Source organism: Ruegeria sp. ABM4_193, from assembly GCF_056158705.1.
The window spans coordinates 1,576,411-1,602,611 of sequence record NZ_JBSWTT010000001.1; the positions used below are offsets into that span (position 1 = coordinate 1,576,411).

Genomic DNA, 26,201 nt, shown 5'->3' on the forward strand with positions numbered 1-26,201 from the left:
ACGTGGGGTTCAGAGAAAATGATTAAAGCAGCTCTTAGCAATATCGAGAAAGTCGTTGTTACTGTCACTTCATTGTTTGCGCTTGTTCCGATCACGCAATTCGCACGGGAAGCCGAAGATCGAAAATTCGAACGCATGGCAAGCTTCATTGCGCTTGGCGATACCTGCAGCAATTGGATGCAGGAAGAAGTGATTCAGGGGATGGCGTTTGAGCTGAAGCACTTTGTCCAGGAAGACGCAGACGAGTTCGCACCTATTCCGGTTCAGGTCCGAGCAAATCAGGTGATCTATTGTTCTTACGTTCTGGATTACTTCCAAGCCGAGTTCGCAAAAGTCTATGGCCCGCCAGATCCGGATCAGGAGTATTACGAACCGACTGCGGATGAATACTTGGCCATGCTGTATGACGCCTCACATTGGTCCGTTCCGATCGATTTTAAAGACTACCTTGTGACCGTCAGAAACCTGCCAAATTCTGCTGGGACACATACGTTCTACGAAACACAAAGCCCTTGGTGGCTGGCTGACAGCGTAGAAGAGTTTCTGGAGTATTAATTCTACCGGTCTAAAGAGCTTTGGCATGTTCTACGTTTTGTATCGCAGTACAAACAGGTCAGACATTTCGACTTCGCTGGGTTCGGCACGCCAATTGGCCCAATGGCGAAACGTTTATCTTTTTTGTCAAAGCGTTAGGCGGTTATTTGGTAGGCCCGGCAGGACTTGAACCCGCAACCAAAGCGTTATGAGCGCTCTGCTCTAACCAATTGAGCTACAGGCCCGCCACGGCGTCTTGCCTATCACGGTGAACGCCCGCGTCAAGCCTGACCGTTGCAACATGTTGCACAATCGACTAACCCGCCCGCAAAGCATTCATGAGGGACCGACCATGACAGCGGGTAAGAACGGAATCACCTATGCCGATGCAGGCGTGGATATTGACGCGGGCAACGCTCTGGTCGATCGGATCAAGCCCGCCGCCAAGCGGACCAACCGCCCCGGCGTGATGAGCGGGTTGGGTGGCTTTGGTGCGTTGTTCGACCTGAAGGCCGCTGGGTATCAGGATCCGATTCTGGTGGGCGCAACAGATGGCGTTGGCACTAAACTTCGGATTGCGATTGATACCGGTGTTGTGGATGGGGTCGGCATCGATCTGGTGGCCATGTGCGTCAATGACCTGATCTGTCAGGGGGCCGAGCCGCTGTTCTTCCTCGACTATTTCGCGACTGGCAAGCTGGACACTGACACGGCAGCGCGGATCATCGAAGGCATTGCCGAGGGGTGTGCGCAATCCGGCTGTGCGCTGATTGGCGGCGAGACGGCTGAGATGCCGGGCATGTATCCCGATGGTGACTTTGATCTGGCCGGGTTCTCGGTTGGTGCGATGGAACGTGGTGCGGATTTGCCCGCGGGTGTTCAGTCGGGTGACGTGCTGCTGGGTCTGGCTTCGAACGGTGTGCATTCCAATGGCTATTCTCTGGTGCGCAAACTGGTCGAGCTGTCTGGGCTGGGTTGGGATGCGCCGTCGCCTTTCGGTGAAGGATCGCTGGGTGAGGCCCTGCTGACGCCCACGCGCCTGTATGTTAAGCCAGCTTTGGCTGCAGTCCGTGCCGGTGGTGTTCACGCGCTGGCCCATATCACAGGCGGTGGCCTGACCGAAAACTTGCCGCGCGTGTTGCCCGAGGGGCTAGGGGCCGAGATCGATCTGGACAGCTGGCAATTGCCACCCGTCTTCAGCTGGATGGCGGAAACCGGTGGCATCGTCGAAGCCGAAATGCTCAAGACCTTCAACTGCGGTATCGGCCTGATTGTGGTGTGCCAGGCAGACAAGGCGGATGAGCTGTCGATCTTGCTGTCCGACGCAGGTGAAACAGTCGCGCGGATCGGCACCGTGACCGAGGCGCCCGGTGTTGCCTATTCGGGCAAATTGCTGTGAGCCACAAGCGCGTCGCGATCCTGATTTCCGGCGGTGGGTCGAACATGGTGTCGCTGGTCGACAGTATGACCGGCGATCATCCGGCGCGGCCTTGTTTGGTGCTGTCCAACGATGCACAGGCAGGCGGGCTGAAAAAAGCTGCGGACCGTGGCATTCCGACCGCAGTGGTTGATCACCGCCCGTTCAAGGGGGACCGCGCCGCGTTTGAGGCCGAGCTTTTGAAGCCCTTGCAAGAGGCACAGCCGGACATTGTATGCCTAGCAGGTTTCATGCGCGTGCTGACGGGGGATTTTGTGTCCAGGTTTCAGGGGCGGATGCTGAACATCCACCCCTCTTTGCTGCCGAAATACAAGGGTTTACACACCCACGCCCGCGCCATTGAGGCGGGTGATTCCGAGCATGGTTGCTCGGTTCATGAAGTCACCGCAGCACTGGATGATGGCCCGATTTTGGGGCAGGCACGGGTGCCCGTCGAGCGGGGCGACACCCCGGATTTACTTGCTGCGCGAGTGCTGGTTCAGGAGCATGTGCTCTACCCCGAAGTGTTGCGCCGTTACGCTGAAGGCAACAGGTCGCCCGTCCTGTTGCCCTGAACCCGCTCTGGGTGATTTACACCTGCCCGATAATCGGCCTATGGTCGACGGTAACGCTCGGGACGTAGAAAAACGGGCAGTCACAAAAACCAAGAGCGATACTAGTACGGCGCATGAAAACCCTGACGACGACGCAAGAGCTGGCCGACTTCTGTAAGGCCGCTGCAGGCTATCCTTATATCACTGTCGACACAGAATTCCTGCGCGAGCGGACGTATTACTCCAAACTCTGCCTCGTGCAATTGGCGGTCCCCTCCGAAGACGAAGACAGCGCGGTTCTGGTGGATCCGCTTGCTGATGATCTTTCGCTGGAACCGCTATATGAGCTGTTCCGCAATGAAGACGTGGTCAAGGTTTTCCATGCTGCCCGTCAGGATCTGGAGATCTTCTGGGTCGAGGCCGGGGTGTTTCCTGACCCTCTGTTTGACACACAAGTCGCTGCAATGGTCTGCGGCTTTGGGGAACAGGTGGGTTACGAGACATTAGTGCGCAAGATCTGCAAGCAGGGAGTCGACAAGACTTCTCGGTTCACGGACTGGTCTCGGCGTCCGTTGACAGACGCGCAGAAAACCTATGCGTTGGCTGATGTCACCCATCTTCGCAAGATTTACGAACACCTGGCAGCTGAACTTGAAAAGACCAAGCGCAGCCATTGGGTAGGGGAAGAACTGCGCACGCTGACGCAGCCTGCCACCTATGACATTCGCCCGGAAGAGGCCTGGAAACGGGTCAAGACGCGGACAAATTCGGCCAAGTTTCTGGCTGTGGTGCGGGAACTGGCCCAGTTTCGCGAAGCTTACGCGCAGGAAAACAACGTTCCTCGGAACCGGGTTTTCAAGGACGATGCGCTGATTGAACTGGCGTCAACCAAACCCAAAACGCCCTCGGATCTGGGTGGATCGCGGCTGTTGCTGCGCGAGGCACGAAAGGGCGCGATTGCCGAAGGTATTTTGGCCGCTGTAAAACGTGGGGTGAATTGCCCTGCAGATAAGCTGCCTAAGGTCGACACGTCGCGGGACAAGCTGAAGGTCAATCCGGCATTGGCCGACTTGCTGCGCGTTCTTCTAAAATCCAAAACAGAAAGTTCCGGCGTAGCTGCCAAACTGATCGCTACAAGCTCTGAACTGGATCAGATCGCCGCCGGTGAACGCGACTTGCCCGCCATGGCAGGCTGGCGGTTTGAAGTCTTTGGTGAAGACGCGCTGAAACTTTGTGAAGGCAAGATCGCGCTGGCCGCCAAGGGGCAGGCGGTCAAGGTGGTCTCGCTTTAGCGGCGCTTAGCGTCGCCGCGATTCCAACGCGTTCTGCTGTCCGACAACGCGAACCAGTCGGATACCTTCAAGATCCTGACGGCTGACGTTGACTGCGTCCGACACCATGCGGGTACGTTCGGACCCTTGCAGTGTTTGTGCGCTGGGATAGTTCACCAGGAACTCAAATTCCATTGTGCCGTTCTTTTCGTTTTCTTCCGAGTTCACACGAACCAGGCGCGCATTGTAGGCACCCTGACGCACGGCCGTTCCCGTAGCATAAATGATCGCTCCGGTGGGAGTGGCATCGATGCGCAGTTCGTCTATCTGACCGATCCGAATGCTGGAGTCCGCGATATTCGGGCGCGAAAACAGGCCCGTGCCTTGTCTTTGCTGAGGCACCAAAGCATCAGCTGCGTTGGGGTCCGGCGGTGTTTCAGTTTTAACCGATCTGCTGGAGCCAAACCAATTCGACGGGTTCACCCGAGAATCACGCCAGCCGCTGCATGCAGTCAGGGTCAGCGTGGCGATGATAAGAACGGACAGAGATTTTTGCATAGACCCACAGCTTTTCACACGAATTCAAGCAATGGGTTAGCGCAATTTCCTCGCCTTGAAAAGCCACTGCAGGGCTGGACAGCAGGTGGTCGTCGGCATAGGTCACTGGTGGTATTGCAACCAAAAGGATCGCCGCGCCATGGCCACGCCCGCCTTTGAGGACATTGTCGAAGATTTCGAGTTTCTGGAGGACTGGGAAGACCGGTATCGCCATGTCATCGAACAGGGCAAGGCGATGGATCCGCTGGATGACGCGTTCAAAGTTCCTGCCACCAAAGTAAATGGGTGTGCCAGTCAGGTTTGGCTGCATCCCATGATCGAAGGGGGCGTGTTCAAATTTGACGGCGACAGCGACGCACTGATCGTGCGGGGGCTGATTGCCGTCCTGCGGTCTTTGTACAATGGATTGCCCGTGGCGGAAGTGCCCAAGGTCGATGCCGGGGCTGAACTGGCGCGTTTGGGATTGAATGATCATCTGTCGGCACAGCGATCAAACGGCCTGCGCGCCATGATCGAACGCATACGGCAGGTGGCCCAGGAAAACGCGTAAGGTCAAGCCGGACGGTTTGCCCAATCTGTCAAAGTGGTTTCCAGATCGCCATAGCCGGTGAAACGGTGTTCGAACTCTAATCCCATACGATCCGCACATTCGCGGGCGCGCGCGGTCAGGTCCGGGTTGTCGATTTGGGCCTGATAGATCAGCTTTGTGTAGTTGCCAAAATACATGTCACGCAGCTCTGGGTGACGATCCAGCCCCAAAGGCTTCCAGACAAAAGCGTCGAACTGCCGGGCCAAAAAGTCCGTCAGATAGAAGGCCGTAGTCTCGTCCTCGCCGCGCGCCTCAAAGGCTTGGTTGCCTTCGAAGAACGAGTAACAATGGGGACCTTTCACCATTTCGACCCCAAGTTTTTCGCAGGCTTGTTGTAAAAGGCCGCCGGTTCCACAGTCAGCGTAGACCACATAGATTTTGTCGAATTTGTCCCGGTGTTTGGCCACAGCATCTTCTACGGCCTGTGTGATCCGTTCCGGGTGAACATGCAGAATTGCGGGCAGACACGTTAATTCCATATGGTCCCAGTGATTACGTGTTTTGATATCCAGAATCTCTCGGGCCAAAGCCCCGCACGCGATCAGAAGGATACGGCCCGACTCGGCGCTGGAATAACCTTTGGTTGTCAGACTGGCATCATCGGGCAGGGCGTCTTTTTGCATGGTATGGCGTCCTTTGAATTTGCCCCTAGAAGAGGATGAATATCAACAATGAGCAAGTCTTGTTCCGACCTCTGAAGGCAGGCTGCCGACGTCCTCAGTTTGCTTTTGTAGCCTGAGGTTTGTGCCGACGGCTTCTTGAGAAAAGTCGCTTCCTAGTGTTCCAGATTTTCATGTCATTGGTTTGAAACGAAAAAGGGCTGCCCTATTCGAGCAGCCCTTTGAGTGAAATTTCAGTCGGTTTAGCCAGCCAATTGGTTGTGCTTGCGGCCTACAAAGTCCTTCGCAGTTTCCACAGCAACAGCCGCGTCACGGCAGTAAGCGTCTGCGCCGATCGCTTTGCCAAACTCTTCGTTCAGCGGGGCACCGCCAACCAGAACGATATAGTCGTCACGCACACCTTGTTCGACCAGGGTGTCGATGACCACTTTCATGTAAGGCATTGTGGTGGTCAGCAGGGCGGACATGCCCAGAATGTCGGGCTGCTCGGTTTCCAGTGCTTCCAGGTAGTTTTCGACCGGGTTGTTGATACCGATATCGACAACTTCAAACCCAGCGCCTTCCATCATCATCGACACAAGGTTCTTGCCAATGTCGTGGATGTCGCCCTTGACGGTGCCGATCACCATCTTGCCAACGCGCGGTGCGCCGGTTTCGGCCAGCAGTGGCTTCAGGATCGCCATACCGCCCTTCATGGCGTTGGCGGCCAGCAGAACTTCGGGCACGAACAGAATGCCGTCGCGGAAGTCATGGCCCACAATGGTCATGCCACCGACCAGAGCTTTGGTCAGAATGTCATAAGGGGTCCATCCACGCTCCAGCAGGATGTTGGTTCCTTCTTCGATCTCTTCTTTCAGACCATCGTAGAGATCGTCGAACATCTGCTCGACAAGTTCGTCGTCGTTCAGTTCGGACAGGATGATGTCTTCTTCGTCGGACATGGGGTATTCCCTGTGCTGGGCGGGCCATCGGCCCGTGGTGGCATTTTTTCCGTTTTGGCCAAAACGTCGCATTCTGACTGTGACGATTGCGACGTCGGTCGTTTCGGGACCGACCTATATGTCAAAAAAACGCGTGGCTCGAATGAAAAATCTGCATGATTATCGTGCACTCCGTTTGATCGCTCCTATTTGGACTGACGCAGGGATGACTTGCGCAGGGCTTGCGCCAGTCGTATGTTCCGAATGTGAACATAACGCGAACAAATTGCTGAAGTGAATGCTGTGCCCACCGTAAAAGCCAGAGGAACACGTACGAACACCGCTGGACGGTTCGAGCGCTTTGCCACCGTCGCATTCGATGACGGATGGGACAGTGACGAAACCTTACCGCTGCTGCGCACCGAAACACGGGATGAGGCGGCGCGCAGTGCGATTACATACAACCGGTCTCCGGATTTGCCGTTTGACCGTTCCATCAATCCGTATCGGGGGTGCGAACATGGCTGTGTCTATTGTTTTGCCCGGCCCAGTCATGCCTATCTGGGTCTGTCCGCAGGGCTGGATTTCGAAACCCGCCTGACGGCGCGTCCCAACATGAGCTGTGTCCTGCGCAAAGAATTGTCGTCCAAGTCTTATAAGGTCGCGCCGCTGGCTATAGGAACAAACACGGACCCGTATCAGCCGATCGAGAAAGATCGCCTGATTACAAGGTCCTGCCTTAAGGTGTTGCACGAGTTCAACCATCCGGTTGCAATTGTCACCAAGGGCGCTCTGATCGAGCGGGATCTGGACATTCTGACTGAAATGGCCAGCCGTGGATTGGTGCGCGTCGGGATCTCGCTGACCACTTTGGATCCCGCTTTGTCGCGTCGGATGGAACCTCGTGCACCGTCACCGCAGCGGCGTCTGCGCATGATCCGTACACTGACCGAGGCCGGGGTTCCGGTGCGTGTGATGACATCTCCGATTGTGCCCGGCCTGACGGATCATGAACTTGAGAACCTGCTTGAGGCGGGGCAGGAGGCCGGAGCAGATGCCGCCAGTTGGATCATGTTGCGATTGCCACGTGAGGTGTCGCAGCTGTGGCAGGATTGGCTGGCCGAACACCAACCGGCACGAGCAGAAAAAGTGATGTCCAAGCTGCGCGACATGCACGGGGGGCGGGATTATGACCCGCGTTGGGGTCACAGAATGCGGGGCGAGGGCGAATACGCCGGGATCATTGCCCAAAGGTTTTCGAAAGCCTGCAAACGGTTGGGGCTTTCTGTTAAATTTGCGTCCCTACGTTGCGATCTGTTTGCTATTCCACCGCAACCGGGTGACCAAATGAGCTTGTTCTGAAGCCCAAATAGCGCATGTGGTATGGTCGAAGGTTTTTGCTGCGAAAGCAATGGGTTGTGCATATGCGTCGTGCTCGATGAAAAAGGCCCCGTTAAAACGGGGCCTTAAAAACGTCTGCGAAGTTTGATGTATCAGCGGTTTTCGATATCCACGTAATCCCGAAGCGTTTCGCCCAGATACAGCTGGCGCGGACGCCCGATCTTGTTCTGAGGATCGGCAATCATCTCTTTCCACTGGCTGACCCAGCCCACGGTGCGCGACAGGGCAAAGATCGGTGTGAACATGGACGTCGGGAAGCCCATCGCTTCGAGGATGATGCCCGAATAGAAGTCCACGTTCGGGAACAGTTTCTTCTCGGCGAAATACGGATCTTCCAGCGCCTCGCGCTCCAGTTCCTTTGCAACCTGCAGTTTCGGGTTGTTTTCAACGCCCAACAGATCCAGCACTTCGTCGGCCGATTGCTTCATCACTTTGGCGCGCGGGTCAAAGTTCTTATAGACGCGGTGACCAAAGCCCATCAGGCGGAACGGATCGTTCTTGTCTTTGGCGCGCGCGATGTATTCGGGGATGCGTTCCACAGTGCCGATCTCTTCCAACATCTCCAGGCACGCCTGGTTTGCACCGCCGTGCGCCGGACCCCAAAGGCAAGCGATACCTGCGGCAATACAGGCGAACGGGTTCGCGCCAGAAGACGAAGCCAGACGCACGGTCGAGGTCGAAGCGTTCTGCTCGTGATCGGCGTGCAGGGTAAAGATACGGTCCATCGCGCGGCTGAGGATCGGGTTCACCTCATATTCTTCGGCGGGAACACTGAAACACATGCGCAGGAAGTTGGACGCATAGTCCAGATCGTTGCGCGGATACACGAAGGGCTGACCGGTGTGATACTTATAGGCCCAGGCCGCAATCGTCGGCATCTTGGCGATCAGGCGATGCGATGCGATTTCACGTTGCTGCGGGTCCGAAATGTCGGTCGAGTCGTGATAGAAGGCCGACATTGCACCGACAACACCGACCATGATGGCCATCGGGTGCGCGTCGCGGCGGAAACCGCGATAGAAATACTGCATCTGCTCGTGCAGCATGGTGTGACGGGTGATCGTTGTTTCGAACTTCTCCAGATCTTTTGCGGCTGGCAATTCTCCGTAGAGCAGCAAATAGCAAACCTCGAGGAAGTGCGATTTCTCGGCCAGTTGGTCGATCGGATAGCCCCGGTGCAGCAGCTCGCCTTTTTCGCCGTCGATATAGGTGATGGTACTGTCGCAGCTGGCGGTGGATGTAAAGCCCGGGTCATAAGTGAAGACCCCGGCCTGTCCGTAAAGCTTACGAATATCGACAACATCAGGCCCGGCGGTAGGGGAATGAACTGGCAACTCGTATTCTTTGCCGTGAACAGTCAGAGTGGCTGTTTTGTTGCTGTCAGTCATAGTTGTCCCTTCTTCATTCATGCGCACGCCGGAAAGACCGCCAGCGATACGGGCAACGACTGCGCGCGGACGCGCAATCCGGGTGTTAGCGGAGCAGCGTTACCCGTTTATGAAGATTGGGTTTATTTCGCTGCCTCAGAAAGCCGCGCCAGGGTTTCATCCCGTCCCAGCACCAGCATCATGTCAAAAACCGAAGGTGTAACGGCCCGACCTGCCAGCGCAGCCCGTAGCGGACCTGCCAGCTTGCCGAACTTGAGCTCCTTTGACTCAGCAAAGGAATTCAGGGCCTCCTCCAGTTCGTTCCGGGACCAGCTAACATTTTGCAGCTGCGGCGTCAATTCCGACAGTATACCATCGGATACAGATGCCAGCGCCTTTGCGGCCTTTTCATCCGGAACAATTGGGCGTTGGGTCAGTGCAAAATGCGCTTTTTCAAGGAGTTCCGGGAAAGTACGCGCCCGATCCTTGAGGCAATACATCGCACGTTCCAGATCACCAGATTGTGTCGGAGTGAGAGCAGGAAGGTCTGCTGCCGCAAGGTAATCCTCAATTTCTTGCCGCAATGCAGCATTGTCTGAGATTGCAATATGCTGCCCGCAGAGATTTTCCAGCTTTTTCAGATCGAAACGGGCCGGGCTTTTGCCGATTCCGTCCAGATCGAACCACTCTTTTGCCTGCGCATCCGTGAAGAATTCGTCATCACCGTGACTCCAGCCCAAACGCGCCAGGTAATTGCGCATTCCAGCCGCGGGATAGCCCATGGCCTGATATTCCTGCGCGCCCAGTGCGCCATGACGTTTCGACAATTTCTTGCCGTCGGGCCCGTGAATCAGCGGGATATGTGCCCAGACCGGAACGTCCCAGCCCATTGCCTCATAGATCATCATCTGACGCGCGGCGTTGTTCAGGTGATCGTCACCGCGAATAACGTGGGTGACGCCCATGTCGTGATCGTCAACCACCACCGCCAGCATGTAGACGGGTGTGCTGTCCGAGCGCAGCAGGATCATATCGTCCAGTTGATCATTGCGGATGGTGACATCGCCTTGAACCTGATCGCGGATCACGGTCGCACCTACTTGTGGCGCTTTGATGCGAATGACAAATGGCGCGTCGGGATGTGTTGCCGGATCAGCGTCGCGCCACGGGCTGCGGAACAGGGTCGATTTCCCTTCGGCTCGTGCCTGTTCGCGGAAGGCAGCAATTTCTTCCTGGGTCGAGAAGCACTTGTAAGCCTTGCCTTCGGCCAGCAGTTGGTGCGCAACCTCGGCGTGGCGGGCCGCCCTTTCGAACTGGCTGATTACGTCGCCGTCATGGTCCAAACCCAGCCATGCCATACCTTGCAGGATCGCGGCAGTCGCCTCAGGGGTCGAGCGTTCACGGTCGGTATCCTCAATCCGCAACAGGAATTTGCCGCCACGACCCCGAGCATAGAGCCAATTGAACAGCGCGGTGCGTGCGCCACCGATGTGCAGAAAACCGGTGGGTGAAGGGGCAAAACGGGTGACGACCTGGTCGGACATGATGGGGATTAACCTTTTGGTAACCGTATCTGGCATAGTTTGACGCCTGTCTAACGAGCCCGAAGGACGGGGGCAACCATGCGTGTTCTTGCACGGGTCGAGGCCGCGCTGCTGTTCCAAACGGGGTATCTGTTCCCGTGGACGCCGGTCTTGCTTGCGACCGGGATCGGTCTGTATTTCGGCATTCGGGCTGAGCCTGAATTGCGGGACTATGCTGGTCTGGCCGGCCTTTGCGTGGTTCTCATCACTGTGCGCCGCTGGCTTGCGCCGGGGGCGGGTTCGTTGGCCATCGGGGGGGCGCTGATCGCTGCTGGTTTCTGCCTGGCAGGTGCTCGCGCCCATATGGTGGCAGAGCCGGTTCTGTCATGGCGATATTATGGCCCGATCGAGGGGAGGGTCGTCGCCATGGACCGGTCTGCCTCGGATGCGTTGCGGTTGACGCTTGATCAGGTACGCATAGGGGACGTACCGCAGGAGCGGAGGCCGCAGCGCGTCCGTCTTTCCGTTCATGCCCCAACCGGACCTATTGCGCCGGGGCAGAGGATTATGACGACGGCGCATCTGTCTCCGCCACAGGGGCCGGTGGAACCCGGTGGGTTCGATTTCCGCCGCCATGCGTGGTTCCAGAGTTTAGGCGCAGTGGGGTACACACGCGTCCCTGTTCTGACCATCGCACCAGCCTCGGCCGGGATCGAGGGCGTTCGGGTAACCGCCATCCGCATGGCTATATCGCAGCGCGTGAAGGAGATACTGCCTGGCGAAATCGGTGGCTTTGCTGCAGCGGTCACCACCGGGGATCGCAGTGGTATGGGGCAAGACACGCTATCGTCTCTGCGCGCTTCGAACCTAGCGCATCTGCTGGCGATCTCGGGGCTGCATACGGGGCTGCTGACGGGCTTTGTATTTGTGGCCTGTCGAGTTGGTTTGTCGCTGTTTCCGCCGCTTGCTCTACGGTTGCCTGTTCGAAAGGTGGCCGCAGTATGTGCGTTGGCTGCAGCGACCATCTATCTGATGCTCTCTGGCGGTAACGTTGCAACCGAGCGCGCGTTTGTCATGGTCACGGTCATGTTGGGCGCGGTGCTAATTGACCGCCGGGCGATCTCGCTGCGCGCTGTGGCGGTTGCGGCGGTGATCGTTCTGCTCCTCAGACCGGAATTGCTCCTGAGCCCAGGGTTCCAGATGTCATTTGCGGCCACAACTGCTCTGGTCGCCGTGTTCGGAGCGCTGCGCGAAGTCGGCCCTATGCCCGGACCAAAATGGCTTAAACCAGTGGTTGGCGTGCTCATGTCTTCGGCCATTGCCGGGCTTGCGACGGCTCCGATTGGTGCAGCGCATTTCAACACCATGTCGCACTATGGCCTTTTGGCGAACCTGCTTTCAGTTCCGGTCATGGGTTTGTTAGTCGTCCCGGCGGCCGTGGTTGCAGCGCTATTGGCGCCTCTGGGGCTTGAGGCGATACCCCTGACGGTGATGGGGTGGGCGTTGGAGTGGATCTTGACGGTATCACATTGGGTTTCGCAGATGGATGGCGCACAAGGCTTTGTGGTCAGCCCGCCGTGGTACGTCCTGCCTCTCATTGCCTTGGGTGCCTTGTGGATTGCCTTGTGGCAGGGACACGCGCGGTGGGTCGGGATGGGCCCGCTTGCGGCTGCTTTTTTGCTTTGGACTGCGGGACAGCGTCCCGACGCCCTGATTGCTGAAACCGGAGGGTTGGTGGGCGTGATGACCGAACAAGGCCGCGCGCTTAGCAAAAGCAAAGGCAGCGGGTTTGTTGCAACCGTTTGGCTAGAGAATGACGGGGATGGTGTCGATCAGTCACAGGCTGCGCTCAGGTGGCCCGAGGCGAACACGATCCAGCGCTACCTGTTGAAAGATCGGGAGATTATCCACCTGACCGGCAAAAGGGCTGCAAACGGGTTTGACGAATGCAAGGCAAACCAGATCATCGTCTCTGCCGTGGCTCTGAATTTGAAAGGGCCGTGCGGGATTTTTGACCCCGATCGCTTGTACGAAACCGGCAGCCTGTCTGTTCTGGACGGAAAGCTGATATCAAGTGCCGCGCTGACAGGGCAAAGGCTTTGGTCCCCGAACGCGCCCGGGGACCTTCGGTCCAAGCGGGATCAGTAGGTCCGGATCAGGCCCACAAGGCGACCTTGCACCTTTACCTTTTCTTCGGGCAGGACACGCGTCTCGTAGACCGGATTGGCAGCTTCAAGCGCGATGGCGTTGCCCCGGCGGAAATAACGCTTCAATGTCGCTTCCTGATCCTCGACCAAGGCAACCACAATGTCGCCATTATCTGCTGTCGACGTTTCCCGGATCACCACCACATCACCGTCGTTGATTCCCGCGTCGATCATCGAATCTCCACGAACTTCCAACGCATAATGTTCGCCCTTGCCGGAGACCATGGGGCCGGGGACAGCAACATGGTGCGAGACATGGCTGATGGCCTCAATGGGAACACCAGCCGCAATCCGACCCATGACCGGCAGTTCCAGCGCGTCGACTGACACTGGTTCCACATTCGCAGGGCGGCGGCCTTCCGGTTTGTCACCTTCGATAACCCGCGGCGTAAACCCGGCTGTGGGTTCGCCACCTAGGCTTTCGGGAAGTTTCACGATCTCAATCGCGCGGGCGCGATGGGCAAGGCGGCGGATAAACCCGCGTTCTTCCAGCGCGGTAATCAACCTGTGGATGCCGGATTTCGACCGCAGATCGAGTGCGGCCTTCATTTCGTCGAAACTGGGCGGAACACCGTCCGCCTGCACGCGTTTGTGGATGAATTCCAGCAAATCCAATTGCTTCTTGGTCAGCATCGCTCACACCTCGTCGCTCATGCGTTTTCTTTTGTTCTACGCATGTTCACGTTTTGTGTCAACGGATTTGAGAACATCTCAGATCGGCAGGTACTGAACCGTTTCCCCGATTTCACGGGCTGGATCGTGCGGTTGTCGGACCAAAAGCGCATTGGCCTGCGCCAGAACGCTGAGAAGCGAGCTGTCCTGATCGGCGCAGGCCGCAATGCCTGTGTCGCTTAGAACCGCGCGCATGTAATGCTCTCGCGGCCCGTTTTCCAGCAAGGGTTCCGTAAGTTGCGCTGTAAGGAAAGGCGGCACCACGTGGTCCAGGCCCAGCATCCGGCGTACCATCGGTGCCAGAAACAGATAGCCGCAGACCATGGCGCTGACCGGGTTACCGGGTAAGCCAACCATAGCCGTTTTGCCGATACGTCCGGCCATCAGTGGTTTTCCGGGGCGCATTCGGATCTTGTAGAATGACCGTTCCATGCCCAATCCCTGCGAGACATCCGAGACAAGGTCATAATCGCCAACCGACGCGCCGCCGATTGTGACGACAAGATCGGCCCCTTGTGCCAGGCCAAATGCGGTTTCAAGCGAGGAAACGGTGTCGTGCGCAATGGGCAGAACGCGCACCTTTGCTCCCAATCCCTCAAGCAGAGCCTGCAACCCGAATGTGTTCGAGGCGATGATTTGATCTGGGCCCGGCTCTTCTCCGGGCATCACCAACTCGTCGCCGGTGGAGATCAGGGCAATCACCGGTTTGCGCGCAACCGTGACGCGTGGGGTGTTCATTGCAGCCATCAGGGCCACATCCTCGGGCCGGATCAAACGGGGTGCTGAAATGGAGGTACCGATTTCAAAATCCACGCCAGCAGGGCGGATATTGGTTTTGGAACCGGGTTCGTCGGTAATCGTGATCAGGTCGCCACGTCGGTCGGTATCTTCCTGAATGACCACAAAATCCGCGCCCTCGGGCACTGGCGCACCGGTGAAAATGCGCACCGCCTGACCGGGACCGACCTGGCCCTCAAACCGATGGCCGGCCGCGGATTCGCCGACCACCTTGAACATGGCGTGCAGCTCAACTTCGGCGGCCTTCACGGCATACCCATCCATCGACGATGCCGCGAAGGGAGGTTGGTTCCGCCCCGCTACAACATCCTGCGCCAATACACGCCCGGCGGACTGAGCCAGAGGAACCTCTTCCGAAGGTAAAACCCCCACCAGATCGAACAGCAGGGCGCGCGCCTCTTCGACCGTGATCATTTCGCCTCGTAACGCCCTGATTTACCACCATCTTTCAGAAGAACGCGGATGCCACCAATCTCCATCGCCTTATCGACGGCTTTTGTCATGTCATAGACTGTCAAAGCCGCGGTTGAGACTGCGGTCAGGGCTTCCATCTCAACACCTGTCTGTCCCGAGGTCTTGACCGTGGCCTCGATCTGAACACCCGGTAGATCAGGATCAAGCGTCAGTTCAACTGCAACTTTGGTGACTGGAAGAGGATGACACAACGGGATCAGATCAGGTGTCTTCTTGGCCCCCATGATGCCCGCCAGACGGGCGATGCCCAGAACGTCGCCCTTTTTCGCGCGGCCTTCAGAAATGATTTCAAAGGTTTCCGCTGCCATCTTGATATGACCGGCAGCGACAGCGACACGGTCGGTCACGTCCTTGTCCGACACATCAACCATATGCGCCTGACCTTGAGCATCAAAATGAGTCAGCGGCATCACATCACTCCGGGGATCAGAGGGTTGGATAGGATATGACGCGTGGCGGCCTCAACATCGTCCTGACGCATCAGGCTTTCGCCGATCAGGAAGCAACGGGCACCGTAGCGGGCGATCTCCCTCAGGTCGTCTGATGTTCCAAGGCCACTTTCACAAACGATGGTGCGGTCTGCCGGCACCAGCTTGGACAGGTGCCGCGTGGTGTCCAAAGTGGTCTCGAAGGTCTTGAGATTGCGGTTGTTGATGCCGATCAACGGGCTTTTCAGCTGTGCTGCGCGTTCCAGTTCCGTTTCGTCATGCACTTCGATCAGAACATCCATACCCCAATCGAAAGCAGTTTGTTCCAGTTCCGCCGCCTGATCATCGCTGACGGATGCCATGATGATCAGAATGCAATCTGCGCCAAGCGCGCGGGCTTCGACCACCTGATAGGGGTCGTACATGAAATCCTTGCGCAAAGCGGGCAGGGAAGTCGCCTCGCGGGCCTGCGTCAGATATTCCTTTGCACCCTGAAAGCTTGGGGTGTCGGTCAGCACGGACAAACACGCAGCACCACCATCCTCATAGGCTTTGGCCAGTACAGGCGGGTCGAAATCCGGACGGATCAGACCCTTGGACGGGCTGGCTTTCTTGACTTCGGCAATCAGGCCATAGCCTTGCCGCGAGGTGGATTGCAAAGCTTCGGCAAAGCCACGGGTTTCCGATGCAGCCCGTGCCTCACTTTCCAGTGTTTCCAAAGACTTCTGCGCTTTGTCGGCCGCGACCTCTTCTAGTTTGTAGGCTTTGATTTTGTCCAGTACGGTCTCGGTCATTCGGCTTCCTGTGTCTTGCGTGCCAGAGCGGCGATTTTTTCTTTGGCTTTGCCGCTGTCGATGCTCTCGGCGGCCATGGCGACACCTTCGCGCAGGTCGTTCGCGGCTTCGGCGACAACCAAAGCGGCGGCCGAGTTCAGCAGTACAGCGTCACGATACGCGGATGGGGCTCCGTCCAACAGGGCGCGGAAAGCGACAGCGTTTTCTTCCGGTGTGCCGCCGATGATGTCTTCGAATGGATGCACGGGCAGACCCGCATCTTCGGGGTGCAGCTCGACTTCCTTGATCGTGTCATCTTCCAAAGCCGCGACCCAGCTGATGCCGGTGATCGTGAGTTCGTCCGTTCCGTCCGAGCCATGCACCAGCCACGCGCGGTCTGATCCAAGCAAGCCAAGCGTTTCGGCCATTGGCCGGATCAGGTCACGACTGAACGCGCCGGTCAATTGCCGTTTGACACCAGCAGGGTTCGTCAGAGGTCCAAGAATGTTAAAGATCGTGCGTGTGCCCAGCTCCTGGCGTGATGGCATGACATGAGCGATGGCCGGATGATGCATCGGGGCCATCATGAAGCCGATACCAACGTTTTCCAGAGCGGATTCAACGACTTGCGGGCCAACCATGACGTTGATCCCCATCTGACCCAACGCGTCCGCCGCACCCGATTTCGAACTGAGGTTCCGGTTGCCATGTTTGGCAACGGTGACACCGGCACCGGCAACCACAAAAGCCGTTGCGGTCGAGATGTTCAGCGTGCCTTTGCCGTCGCCGCCTGTGCCCACGATGTCCATCGCGCCTGCCGGGGCGGTCACAGCGTTGCATTTTGCCCGCATCACAGCGGCGGCAGCGGCGTATTCATCGACTGTTTCACCGCGTGTGCGCATGGCCATCAAAAGCCCACCGATCTGGCTGGGCGTGGCTTCGCCATCAAACAGGATGGCAAAGGCTTTTTCAGCTTCGTCACGAGTCAAAGGGCGATCGGCAGCGGCTCCGATCAGCGGTTTCAGCGCGTCGCTCATGCGGGGACTTTCAGTTCTTGCAGGAAGTTCTTGAGCAGGGCGTGGCCGTGCTCGGAGGCAATGGATTCCGGGTGGAACTGGACGCCATGAATGGGCAGTTCCTTGTGTTGCAACCCCATTATGGTGCCGTCTTCCAATTCAGCCGTGATCTCAAGGCATTCGGGCAGGGTTTCGCGTTCCACGATCAATGAATGGTATCGCGTTGCCTCAAACGGAGAAGGCAGTCCGGCAAACAGACCCTTGCCCGTGTGATTTATCGTTCCCATTTTACCATGAACAATCTCGTGGCATCGGATGACCTTACCGCCAAAAACCTGACCGATGGTCTGGTGTCCAAGGCAAACCCCCAGCAAAGGTGTTTTGGTTTCTGCGGCGGCTTCGGTCAGCGCAAGGCAAATGCCAGCCTGATCCGGGTCGCAGGGGCCGGGGCTTAGCAGGATTCCGGCGGGGTTCATGGCCATCGCTTCCTGCACATCTAGCGCATCATTTCGGCGAATGACCATTTCGGCACCAAGTTCGCCTAAATAATGTACCAAATTGTAGGTAAACGAGTTGTAGTTGTCGATCAGCAGCAGCATATGGGCACTTATCTTCGCTTGGGCATTTCAGGCTGGCGATGCAGCCCCGGGCCACGGTATAATGTCCGCACATACATGCTCAGGCTTGAGCGGCAGCGTCAAGAGGACATACCGTTTCTGACGCGTCCAATTGGCCGAGCGCCACATCAGATGGCGCAGAGCTGGACGAGGCAGAGAAAAGAGGCGAAAGGCAAGAAATATGGGCGGATTTTTCGGGGGAATGGTCGCTGGGGCGATCGTTGTTTTGATCTTGGGTGTGTTCGTGTCGCTCAAGACACCGATGGCCAATACGCCGGTTGTTGTCACCGAAGCACCGGCGCCGGTAATTTCTGAAACACCTGCAGCACCGACTGAGGTGACCGAGGCCGTATCCGATGCCGATGTGGTGGAATTGGCTCCACATGGGCTAGAAGCCGCCGATGACTTAACCGAGGATCTGGCTGATTTGTCCGGGCTTGAATCATCCTCGGACACGCAACCAGAGGTGGGCGCAGCAGCCGAGGCGGTGGACCAACCCGAGGCTGCGGTTGCGATCGAAGTTTCAGTTGTGACCGAAGCGCCTGCAGCGCCGCCAGAACCCAGTCTGGCGCCTTCGGCTCCGCAGGACGAGGCGGGGCCAGCCGTGATCGACGATACGCCGACCCCTCCTGTAGAGCCTGAGACGACCGAGGTTGCTCTTCTTCAGCCGGAAGAAGATCCGTTGCCGCAAACTGAGGACACAGACGAGGAAAACCCGTTTGAAAGCAGCCCGATCGCGGTAGAAGGGGACGAGGACGTCCTGCCGCGCAAGCTGCCGCGTATCGCAGCGCTGCCGCAGATTGGCGGGGACCAGGAAGCAAGTGTAAGTTCAACGGTTGGAAAACGTATCATTCCTCTAACCGAACGCGATGATGAACCTGTGGCCGACGAAGCCTCGGCAGAAGAGCCAAAACCGGCGGGCAAGCCGATCGAACGCTATGCGGCCAAATTCGAAAACCCTGAAGCCAAACCGCTGATGTCCATCATCCTGATCGATGACGAGGGCGCATTTGGGGCTGAGGCGCTTCAGGATTTTCCCTATCCGATCAGTTTTGCCGTGAACCCGTCTGATCCAGATGCTGCAGAAAAGATGGCGCGGCACCGCGCGGCCGGGTTCGAAGTCATGGCTCTGGCTGATTTGCCCGAAGCTGCAACTGCGCAAGACGCTGAGGTTTCGCTGTCCGTCTGGCTTGACACTCTGCCCGAAACCGTTGGCATTCTGGAAGGGGTGGACAGCGGCATTCATGGCAATCGGAAACTGGCCGATCAGGTTGCTGAAATTGCTGCCGGAACAGGTCGTGGCCTGATCACGCAGGACAATGGGTTGAACACTGTGCAGAAGCTGGCGGCCCGCAATGGCACGCCGTCGGGTGTTGTATTCCGTGACATCGACGGTGCGCGTCAGGACCCTAAAGTGATGCGCCGGTTCTTGGATCAGGCTGCGTTCCGCGCCGGGCAGGAAGGTGCTGTGATCATGCTGGGTCGGGTCCGCCCGGAAACGATTTCAGCCCTGCTGCTTTGGGGGTTGGAAGACCGTGGCAGCCGCGTGGCGATGGCCCCGATTTCCGCGGTCATGATGAGACAGATTCAGTGATCTGCGAAAACGAGTGTTAAAAAAGGGCGGCGATCTTATGATCTGCCGCCCTTTTTCGTTTAACTGTTTCCGTTACCCGTGAACCGCGCGGCATCTGCCGCAGCGCGCCGGATTGCATTGGATTTATGGACGGTTTCCATGAACTCGGCCTCGGGGTCGCTGTCGTAAACAACACCGCCACCGGCTTGAATATACAGCTTTTGATCTTTCACGATGGCAGTCCGCAGCGCGATACACATATCCATGTCACCGCCCGCGCTGAAATAACCTACGCCGCCGCCATAGACGCCGCGTTTTTCAGGCTCCAACTCGTCGATGATCTCCATCGCGCGCACTTTGGGCGCGCCCGAGACGGTGCCCGCAGGCATTCCGGCAAAAAACGCATCCAGCGCGTCTTTATCTTCGGCCAGCTCACCCACCACGTTAGATACAATATGCATCACGTGGCTGTAGCGTTCGATGATGAACTCTTCGGTCGGGCGCACGGTACCGATTTTGGAAACGCGCCCCGTATCGTTGCGGCCCAGATCCAGCAGCATCAGGTGCTCGGCCAGCTCTTTCTTGTCGGCCAGCAGATCCAGTTCGTTTGCCTTGTCCTCTTCGGGCGTCGCGCCTCGGGGGCGGGTGCCAGCAATGGGGCGAATGGTGACTTCATTGCCAAACACACGCACCAAAATCTCGGGGCTGGCACCGACGACCTGAAAACCGCCGAAGTTGAAATAGAACATGAAAGGCGACGGGTTGGTGCGCCGCAGCGACCGATAGAGTGCAAAGGGCGGCAGCGGAAATTCCTGCGCCCAGCGCTGCGCTGGGACAACCTGGAAAATATCACCTGCGCGGATGTATTCCTTGGCCTTTTCAACGGCTTCCATATAGCCGGACTTGGTAAAGTTCGACACAGGGGGTGCGATTTCACGTGCATCACCCAAATCGCGGGTTTCCGCAGGCATGGCACGCTCCAGATCGCGAACTGCATCCATAACGCGCTCAGCAGCTTGTGCATAGGCAGCCTTGGCGGATTGACCGTCACTGGCCCAAGCCGGTGATACAACGGTCACTTCACCTTTTACGCCATCCAGCACAGCGATGACCGAAGGACGCAACATGATCGCATCGGGCAGGTCCAGAGGGTCCGGATTCACGTCCGGGAGGTATTCCACCAGCCGCACCATGTCATAGCCCAAATACCCGAACAGCCCCGCTGCAGCCTGAGGCAGGTCATCCGGCAGGTCGATGCGACTTTCGGCCAGCAAAGCGCGGAGGTTGTCCATCGGGTTGCCGTCTTGCGTCGAGAACGCCTCGGAATCGAACCGGGCAGAGCGGTTGAGTTCGGATGCTTCACCGCGACACCGCCAGATCAGGTCGGGCTTCATACCAATGATCGAGTAACGACCACGAACTTCGCCGCCCGTCACGGATTCCAGCATGAACGCATCTTTCTGTGCGCCCGTCAGCTTGAGCATCAGCGACACAGGGGTGTCCAGATCAGCGGCAAGCCGTGTGTAAACCACCTGATTTTCGCCCGCTTCATAAGCGCGCGCGAAGGTGTCGAATTCGGGTGTCAGGGCCATATCGGTCTCGTTTAAAAGCTCGATTGCACGGCATTCAGCGCCTGTTGGTCTACGACCGGACGCGCGCGTGTCTGTGCATCGCGCACATAGGCGTTGAAAATATTCTGTGACAGGGCCTGATTCATCTGCGCGGACAGGGCTTCACGCAGTTGGCGCAGTTCGTCTGTGTCTGCGGGCGGAAGAATCTCATCCAAGCGCACCAGCAGTGCTGCGCCGTTTCCACCGATGACACGCAGTTCTCCGGGTTCCATCTGGAACACCTCGTTCATGAAATCTGCTGGAACGTCATCCAGAAACGCCGTGCGTGTCAGGGCATTTTCAACGCGGAAGGGCAGGCCGGTGGTCGTAAAGTCGCCGTCTGTTGCCAATTGCGTCAGAACTGCATTCGCCCGATCTTCCAGCGCTTTGTTGGTTTCGGCCTGAAGCCATGCGGCGGTCACTCGATCACGTGCGCTGTCCAGCGGCTCGGGGCGGCGCGGCAGCACCTCATTCAGGCGCAGGGCAAAGATCGACCCATCTTCGAGGAATGCGATTTCGGGGAAGTCACCTTCCTGCACGGCTTCGGCTGCAATGCGGAATCCGTCATAGGCGGCGATTTCGTCCGAACTCTCGCGGGTCCAGTCGATCTGACCCAGTTCCATTTCGGTCTCATCCGCCAGTTCTTCCAGTGTGGCTCCGCCAGCCAGCATGTCATTGATATCTTCGGACTGCGCCTCGATCAGGCGGCGGGCGCGTTCGGCTGCAAGCTCTTCGCGCAAGGCCGGTTCAGCTTCTTCGAAAGGCACATTGTTGGCTGCCAGAGAGCCGTTGATCCGGAACAAGGCCGGGCCAAAGACCGAAGGCAGAGGACCAACAACAGTATCGAGATCGGCTGCAAATACTGCATCCGCTGCCTCGCCCAGATCCTCGCGGGTCACGTCGCCGAGATCGATGTCGTTGAGCTCAAGATCGCGTTCACGAACCAGTTGCTCAAACGTAGTACCGCCAACCTCAAGCTGCGCCTTTGCTTCGCTTGCGGCTTGCTCATCCGGGAAGTTCAGGCGCTCAACCAAGCGGCGTTCCGGCTGGTTGTACTCGTCTGAGCGGTCTTCATAAAGTTTCTGCAGGGCGTCTTGATCCACTTCAACGCTGTCGATCAGCATGGCGGGTGACAGGATCGCGTATGTCAGTTGCTTGGTGCGGGGCAGGGTGAACAGGTCGCCGTTCTCATCATAGTAAGTCTGAATCTGCGCGTCGTTTGGTTCAGCAATTGGGTTTTCCAATGCCTCGGTCCCGACCGTGGCCACAGTAAAGCTGCGTCGCGCGCCAATATAGTCGGTCATCTTCTCTGTCAGAGTCGCTGGCATCTCGACCCCGCCCATGATCGCGCCTTGCACAATTGTGCGTGCAGATTCCTTGCGCAGATCCGTTTCAAACTCAGAGTCGGTCATGCCGATCTGTTCAAGTTGAAAGCGATAGGCTTCCCGATCGAAACTGCCGTCGACGCCCTGAAATGCGGGGATCGCTACGATCTCTTGCTGCAGGTTTTCGTCACCGATTGAAATTCCAAGTTGCCCAACTTCGTTGTCCAGAGCCGCCAACGCGGTCAGGCGGGCAAGCGCGTTCTGATCCAATCCCAGATCACGCGCCTGCGACATTTGCATCGGTTGGCCAGTCTGCGCTTCCACGGCGCGGATTTCTCGCTGCAGTTCCCGCACATACTCATCGACCGAGATGCTTTCATCGCCCACTTGTGCAACGGTTCGAACCGTTCCGCTGAGATTGGTGGCACCGAAGCCTGCGAGGCCCAGCATCAGCAGGCCCATCAGAATCCAGACAAAGGTTTTCGAAAGACTTTTAGCGCCTGCGGCCATGGTGCCCTCTTGTTATTGCGGCAGCGTTCTGCCCTGTCGGTTGCGGCCCTGAATACGACGCACACAGCCGAGGGGCAAGCTTAGAAGGACAGGCCCTGTAACCGGTCGAACAATTGGCCCAATCCAGCACGGTTCAGATTGGCGAATGCTACACGGACTTGCCGTTTTCCGGCGGGGTCGTGATCGGGCATGAACATGGTGCCGGGCAACAGCAGCACGCCTGCCTCTGCCACCAGACGGCGGGCCAGTTCATCCGAAGCCATATCGAATGGGTGTTCAAGATAAGCGAAATATGCACCAAGCCCCAAAAGACGCCATCCTTGGGCCTCAAGGGCGGGCATTCCATCATTAATTGCGGCTCTGCGGTCCAGAATTTCGTCTCGTTCACCCGCAAGCCATTGTGATAGGTTCTGCATCCCCCAAAGGGCTGCAAACTGGCCGATTTGGCCAGGGCAAATGGCAACAGTGTCCAGGAATTTCTCGACCTCGGCCAGAAGAGAACGGCTTGTGGCTATCGCACCAACTCGGTGGCCTGTCAGGCGATAGGCTTTAGAGAAGGAATAGAGATGAATAAGCGTCTCATCCCAAGCCGGTTGTTGGAACAGATCGTGTGGTGGACCGCTGCGGCTATCGAAATCGCGATATGTCTCATCGACGATGAGGCGAATTCCGGTGTCACGCGCCAGGTCATAGAAGGCCCGGACCAGATCAGTCGGGTATTCAACACCACCGGGGTTGTTGGGCGTGACCAGGGCGATGGCGCGCGTTTTTTTGGTGATCAGTGCGCCCGCACGATCCGGATCAGGCAGAAGGTCATCTCCTGTTGGCAGGTCAACGGCCTTCACCCCAGCCATGTCCAACCACATTTTATGATTGAAATACCATGGCGTTGGTAGAATCACTTCATCCGCCTCGTCAGTGATTGCCGAGATCACAGCCGAAAAGGCCTGATTGCAGCCCGAAGTGATTGCGGTCTGAGCCGGATCAACCTGTGCTGCGTAATGAGCGCTGATCTGTGCTGCCAGTTCAGTGCGCAGGTCGTCGTTCCCCAAGACCGGCCCATATAAATGCGCGCTGTCTTCCTGCACGGCAAAATCGGCCATGGCCTGACGCAGAGCAAGCGGAGGCGGGTCGACCGGCGCGGCCTGGCTGACATTGATCAGCGGGCGGTCAGCTGGGAAGGTGACACCTTCAACCCAACGGCGCGCCTCCATCACCGGAGGAGGGAAAGTGGCGCTGGTGCGGGTCTGGGTCATGGCGTACCGGTCTATTTGCGAGGCTCTGCCTCGCGCTCCGAGGTATTTTTAAACAGAAGAAGGGATCAGTCGGTGCCGCGATATGGCTCGACATATTGAAGTGCCATATCCCAGGGGAAGAAGATCCACGTATCCTGGCTGACCTCGGTGATGAAGGTGTCCACCATAGGGCGGCCCTTGGGTTTGGCATAAACAGTCGCAAAATGTGCGTTGGGGTACATTTTGCGGACCAACTCCAGCGTTTTACCGCTGTCTACCAAGTCATCGATGATCAGTACGCCGGTGCCATCGCCCATCAGATCAGCGTCGGGGGCTTTCAGAACTTCGGCTTCGCCTTGTTCCTGATGGTGGTACGACCGCACGCTGATCGTGTCGACCGTGCGGATGTCCAGCTCTCGGCTCACAATCATCGCAGGGGCCATGCCGCCGCGCGTAATGGCCACAACGGCGCGCCAGGCACCATCGTCTGGGCCTTGTCCATCAAGACGCCAGGCCAACGCGCGCGAATCGCGATGGATCTGGTCCCAGCTGATGTGAAATCCTTTTTCGTGGGGCAGGCGGTCTTTGGCGCTCATGATCCTAGCCCTTTTCCACGTCAGGTGCATCGACGGCCTTCATGCCGACAATGTGATAACCCGAATCCACGTGCAGATTTTCTCCGGTCACACCGCTGGACAGATCAGACAGCAAGTAGAGTGCTGATTTGCCCACATCATCGATGGTCACGTTGCGGCGCAGGGGCGAGTTATATTCGTTCCACTTCATGATATAGCGGAAATCGCCGATGCCGCTGGCGGCCAGGGTCTTGATCGGACCGGCTGAGATCGAGTTGACGCGGATGCCGTCCTTGCCCAGATCCTCGGCCAGATATTTGACCGATGCCTCAAGCGCGGCTTTGGCGACGCCCATTACATTATAATGGGGCATAACCTGTTCGGCGCCATAATAGGTCAGGGTGATGGCGCTGCCGCCTTCGCCCATCATCTTTTCGGCGCGCTGCATAACGGCGGTGAAGGAATAAACCGACACGTCCATTGTCAGCTTGAAATTCGCCCGGCTGGTATCGACATAGCGACCGCGCAGTTCGTTCTTGTCCGAAAAGCCGATGGCATGAACGATAAAGTCCAGTTTGCCCCATTTCTCTTCCAGCGCAGTGAACAGCGCATCAACGGATGCCTCATCGCTCACGTCACAGGGCAGGACGATTTCGCTACCCAATTGCGCTGCAAGCGGGTCTACGCGCTTTTTCAAAGCGTCGCCCTGGTAGGAAAAAGCAAGTTCGGCCCCGGCTTCGGACAAGGCGCGGGCGATTCCCCATGCGATTGATTTGTCATTGGCCAGTCCCATGATGAGGCCGCGTTTGCCGGCCATCAACTGATTTGACATGTGTGGTTCTCCGCCTGTCTTCGCGATGTGTTGAGTTGGTTTATGCCATTGGTAGCGTTGCATCAAGGCCGTGCGCTCTTGCCCGCAGCGGGTTCTCGCCTTAGGTTCGTCGTTAATACTTTCCAGGGGATGGAAATGACCGAGCGTGATGGCATCTTTGCTGGCTCCGATCCGTTTGAAATCGCGGGTCGGTGGCTAAGCGAGGCTGAAAAGACAGAACTAAACGACCCGAATGCGATTGCGCTGGCAACCGTCGACCCAGATGGAATGCCAAATGCGCGTATGGTGCTGCTGAAGGAGATCGAAGCAGATTCGTTTGTGTTCTATACGAACTACGAAAGCGCAAAAGCGGCCGAACTGGATGCAACCGAAAAAGCTGCATTTGTCATGCATTGGAAATCTTTGCGGCGACAATTGCGTGTTCGTGGTACAATCACCCGCGAAAATGGGCCTCAGGCGGATGAATATTACGCATCGAGGTCGCTGAAGAGCCGTTTGGGGGCTTGGGCGTCGAAGCAATCTCAACCCCTATCAAGCCGTACAGCCTTGATGGCTGAGGTGGCCAAGGTGACTGCTAAGCTGGGTCCGAATCCCCCCGCCCACCGTTTTGGGGCGGGTATAGATTGACGCCAACTGAAATTGAATTCTGGGCCGACGGGGCATTCCGTCTACATGATCGGTTCAGATGGAAACGCGCAGAGCCGGGATTGGCATGGCATGTGGAAAGGTTGAATCCATGACGTTCACGTGTCGTGAAATGCAACAGGCAGAAAATAAACAATTTTTTCGGCTTGAATTTACC

Annotated in this window: 24 protein-coding genes, 1 tRNA gene and 1 pseudogene; 9 read left to right on the forward strand and 17 right to left on the reverse strand. The window is 57.5% G+C overall.

Annotated elements, in window-relative coordinates; translation table 11 throughout:
- The first annotated feature begins 18 nt into the window (after positions 1-18).
- The gene (locus ACXADZ_RS07910) at positions 19-555 is read left to right on the forward strand and encodes a hypothetical protein (RefSeq protein ID WP_171090273.1); all 537 of its coding nucleotides are present in this window, start codon (positions 19-21) and stop codon (positions 553-555) included.
- A gap of 147 nt (positions 556-702) precedes the next feature.
- Here the strand turns inward: ACXADZ_RS07910 and ACXADZ_RS07915 are convergent.
- Positions 703-779 (reverse strand) — tRNA-Ile (locus ACXADZ_RS07915).
- A gap of 107 nt (positions 780-886) precedes the next feature.
- Here ACXADZ_RS07915 and purM point away from each other — a divergent pair.
- The 3 genes from purM (at position 887) to rnd (ending at position 3,797) form a co-directional block, all read left to right on the forward strand.
- The gene (gene purM, locus ACXADZ_RS07920; RefSeq protein ID WP_475194663.1) at positions 887-1,933 is read left to right on the forward strand and encodes a phosphoribosylformylglycinamidine cyclo-ligase; all 1,047 of its coding nucleotides are present in this window, start codon (positions 887-889) and stop codon (positions 1,931-1,933) included.
- A complete protein-coding gene (gene purN / locus ACXADZ_RS07925; protein WP_171675589.1) occupies positions 1,930-2,526 on the forward strand; it encodes a phosphoribosylglycinamide formyltransferase in 597 nt (198 codons plus the stop codon). Before purM ends, purN begins: the two co-directional genes overlap by 4 nt.
- Before the next feature lie 113 nt (positions 2,527-2,639).
- On the forward strand, positions 2,640-3,797 hold the full coding sequence (gene rnd / locus ACXADZ_RS07930) for a ribonuclease D (protein ID WP_171675587.1): 1,158 nt from the start codon (positions 2,640-2,642) through the stop codon (positions 3,795-3,797).
- 6 nt (positions 3,798-3,803) lie between these two features.
- On the opposite strand, the gene ACXADZ_RS07935 is transcribed toward rnd, so the two are convergent.
- A complete protein-coding gene (locus ACXADZ_RS07935) occupies positions 3,804-4,334 on the reverse strand; it encodes a hypothetical protein (RefSeq protein ID WP_171183367.1) in 531 nt (176 codons plus the stop codon).
- 139 nt (positions 4,335-4,473) lie between these two features.
- On the opposite strand from ACXADZ_RS07935, the gene ACXADZ_RS07940 reads away from it, so the two are divergent.
- The gene (locus ACXADZ_RS07940) at positions 4,474-4,884 is read left to right on the forward strand and encodes a SufE family protein (RefSeq protein WP_171183366.1); all 411 of its coding nucleotides are present in this window, start codon (positions 4,474-4,476) and stop codon (positions 4,882-4,884) included.
- Between the two features lie 2 nt (positions 4,885-4,886).
- On the opposite strand, the gene ACXADZ_RS07945 is transcribed toward ACXADZ_RS07940, so the two are convergent.
- Together ACXADZ_RS07945 and ACXADZ_RS07950 are read right to left on the reverse strand one after the other, a co-directional pair.
- The gene (locus ACXADZ_RS07945) at positions 4,887-5,546 is read right to left on the reverse strand and encodes a DUF1638 domain-containing protein (protein ID WP_475194665.1); all 660 of its coding nucleotides are present in this window, start codon (positions 5,544-5,546) and stop codon (positions 4,887-4,889) included.
- Positions 5,547-5,785: 239 nt separating this feature from the next.
- Complete coding sequence (locus ACXADZ_RS07950) at positions 5,786-6,484, reverse strand: corrinoid protein (protein ID WP_171090262.1); 699 nt, start codon at positions 6,482-6,484, stop codon at positions 5,786-5,788.
- A 273-nt stretch (positions 6,485-6,757) separates the two neighbouring features.
- Here ACXADZ_RS07950 and ACXADZ_RS07955 point away from each other — a divergent pair, with 273 nt between their 5' ends.
- A complete protein-coding gene (locus ACXADZ_RS07955) occupies positions 6,758-7,825 on the forward strand; it encodes a PA0069 family radical SAM protein (protein WP_475194668.1) in 1,068 nt (355 codons plus the stop codon).
- A 131-nt stretch (positions 7,826-7,956) separates the two neighbouring features.
- Here the strand turns inward: ACXADZ_RS07955 and gltA are convergent, their stop codons facing one another.
- Both gltA and gltX read right to left on the reverse strand, forming a co-directional pair.
- Positions 7,957-9,252, reverse strand: coding sequence for a citrate synthase (gltA, locus tag ACXADZ_RS07960; RefSeq protein ID WP_475194670.1), 1,296 nt, complete (start codon positions 9,250-9,252; stop codon positions 7,957-7,959).
- A 122-nt stretch (positions 9,253-9,374) separates the two neighbouring features.
- Entirely contained in the window at positions 9,375-10,775 is a 1,401-nt protein-coding gene (gltX, locus tag ACXADZ_RS07965) for a glutamate--tRNA ligase (protein ID WP_475194673.1), read from the reverse strand.
- Positions 10,776-10,853: 78 nt separating this feature from the next.
- Here gltX and ACXADZ_RS07970 point away from each other — a divergent pair, with 78 nt between their 5' ends.
- Complete coding sequence (locus ACXADZ_RS07970; RefSeq protein ID WP_475194676.1) at positions 10,854-12,902, forward strand: ComEC/Rec2 family competence protein; 2,049 nt, start codon at positions 10,854-10,856, stop codon at positions 12,900-12,902.
- Here ACXADZ_RS07970 and lexA read toward each other — a convergent pair.
- From lexA to ACXADZ_RS08000, 6 genes are all read right to left on the reverse strand, one after another.
- The gene (lexA, locus tag ACXADZ_RS07975) at positions 12,896-13,594 is read right to left on the reverse strand and encodes a transcriptional repressor LexA (protein ID WP_171173811.1); all 699 of its coding nucleotides are present in this window, start codon (positions 13,592-13,594) and stop codon (positions 12,896-12,898) included. The two genes, ACXADZ_RS07970 and lexA, sit on opposite strands and share 7 nt — an antisense overlap.
- A 78-nt stretch (positions 13,595-13,672) precedes the next feature.
- Positions 13,673-14,845 carry a molybdopterin molybdotransferase MoeA gene (locus ACXADZ_RS07980; RefSeq protein ID WP_171183360.1) on the reverse strand — a complete coding sequence of 391 codons (1,173 nt, stop codon included), beginning with the start codon at positions 14,843-14,845 and terminating at the stop codon, positions 13,673-13,675.
- Positions 14,842-15,315: a cyclic pyranopterin monophosphate synthase MoaC gene (gene moaC, locus ACXADZ_RS07985; protein ID WP_171090250.1), complete on the reverse strand. Its 474-nt coding sequence runs from the start codon at positions 15,313-15,315 to the stop codon at positions 14,842-14,844. The genes ACXADZ_RS07980 and moaC overlap by 4 nt, the downstream gene beginning before the upstream one ends.
- Positions 15,315-16,127, reverse strand: a complete 813-nt coding sequence (trpC, locus tag ACXADZ_RS07990) for an indole-3-glycerol phosphate synthase TrpC (protein WP_475194678.1) — start codon at positions 16,125-16,127, stop codon at positions 15,315-15,317. The genes moaC and trpC overlap by 1 nt, the downstream gene beginning before the upstream one ends.
- Positions 16,124-17,143 carry an anthranilate phosphoribosyltransferase gene (gene trpD, locus ACXADZ_RS07995; RefSeq protein WP_475194681.1) on the reverse strand — a complete coding sequence of 340 codons (1,020 nt, stop codon included), beginning with the start codon at positions 17,141-17,143 and terminating at the stop codon, positions 16,124-16,126. Before trpD ends, trpC begins: the two co-directional genes overlap by 4 nt.
- Entirely contained in the window at positions 17,140-17,721 is a 582-nt protein-coding gene (locus ACXADZ_RS08000) for an anthranilate synthase component II (RefSeq protein ID WP_475194684.1), read from the reverse strand. Before ACXADZ_RS08000 ends, trpD begins: the two co-directional genes overlap by 4 nt.
- Before the next feature lie 199 nt (positions 17,722-17,920).
- On the opposite strand from ACXADZ_RS08000, the gene ACXADZ_RS08005 reads away from it, so the two are divergent.
- Positions 17,921-19,333: a divergent polysaccharide deacetylase family protein gene (locus tag ACXADZ_RS08005; protein WP_475194685.1), complete on the forward strand. Its 1,413-nt coding sequence runs from the start codon at positions 17,921-17,923 to the stop codon at positions 19,331-19,333.
- A gap of 59 nt (positions 19,334-19,392) precedes the next feature.
- Here ACXADZ_RS08005 and trpE read toward each other — a convergent pair whose 3' ends face one another.
- The 5 genes from trpE to fabI form a co-directional block, all read right to left on the reverse strand.
- Positions 19,393-20,904 carry an anthranilate synthase component I gene (trpE, locus tag ACXADZ_RS08010; protein ID WP_475194688.1) on the reverse strand — a complete coding sequence of 504 codons (1,512 nt, stop codon included), beginning with the start codon at positions 20,902-20,904 and terminating at the stop codon, positions 19,393-19,395.
- 11 nt (positions 20,905-20,915) lie between these two features.
- The gene (locus ACXADZ_RS08015; RefSeq protein ID WP_475194691.1) at positions 20,916-22,757 is read right to left on the reverse strand and encodes a peptidylprolyl isomerase; all 1,842 of its coding nucleotides are present in this window, start codon (positions 22,755-22,757) and stop codon (positions 20,916-20,918) included.
- Between the two features lie 80 nt (positions 22,758-22,837).
- Positions 22,838-24,013, reverse strand: a complete 1,176-nt coding sequence (locus ACXADZ_RS08020; protein WP_475194694.1) for an aminotransferase — start codon at positions 24,011-24,013, stop codon at positions 22,838-22,840.
- 65 nt (positions 24,014-24,078) lie between these two features.
- Positions 24,079-24,588 (reverse strand): xanthine phosphoribosyltransferase, encoded by a 510-nt coding sequence (gpt, locus tag ACXADZ_RS08025; protein WP_171668292.1) that lies wholly within the window; start codon positions 24,586-24,588, stop codon positions 24,079-24,081.
- Positions 24,589-24,592: 4 nt separating this feature from the next.
- Positions 24,593-25,399, reverse strand: a complete 807-nt coding sequence (gene fabI, locus ACXADZ_RS08030) for an enoyl-ACP reductase FabI (protein WP_171090231.1) — start codon at positions 25,397-25,399, stop codon at positions 24,593-24,595.
- 135 nt (positions 25,400-25,534) lie between these two features.
- Here fabI and pdxH point away from each other — a divergent pair.
- Positions 25,535-26,139 (forward strand): annotated as a pseudogene (gene pdxH, locus ACXADZ_RS08035) (pyridoxamine 5'-phosphate oxidase).
- Positions 26,140-26,201: the final 62 nt, after the last annotated feature.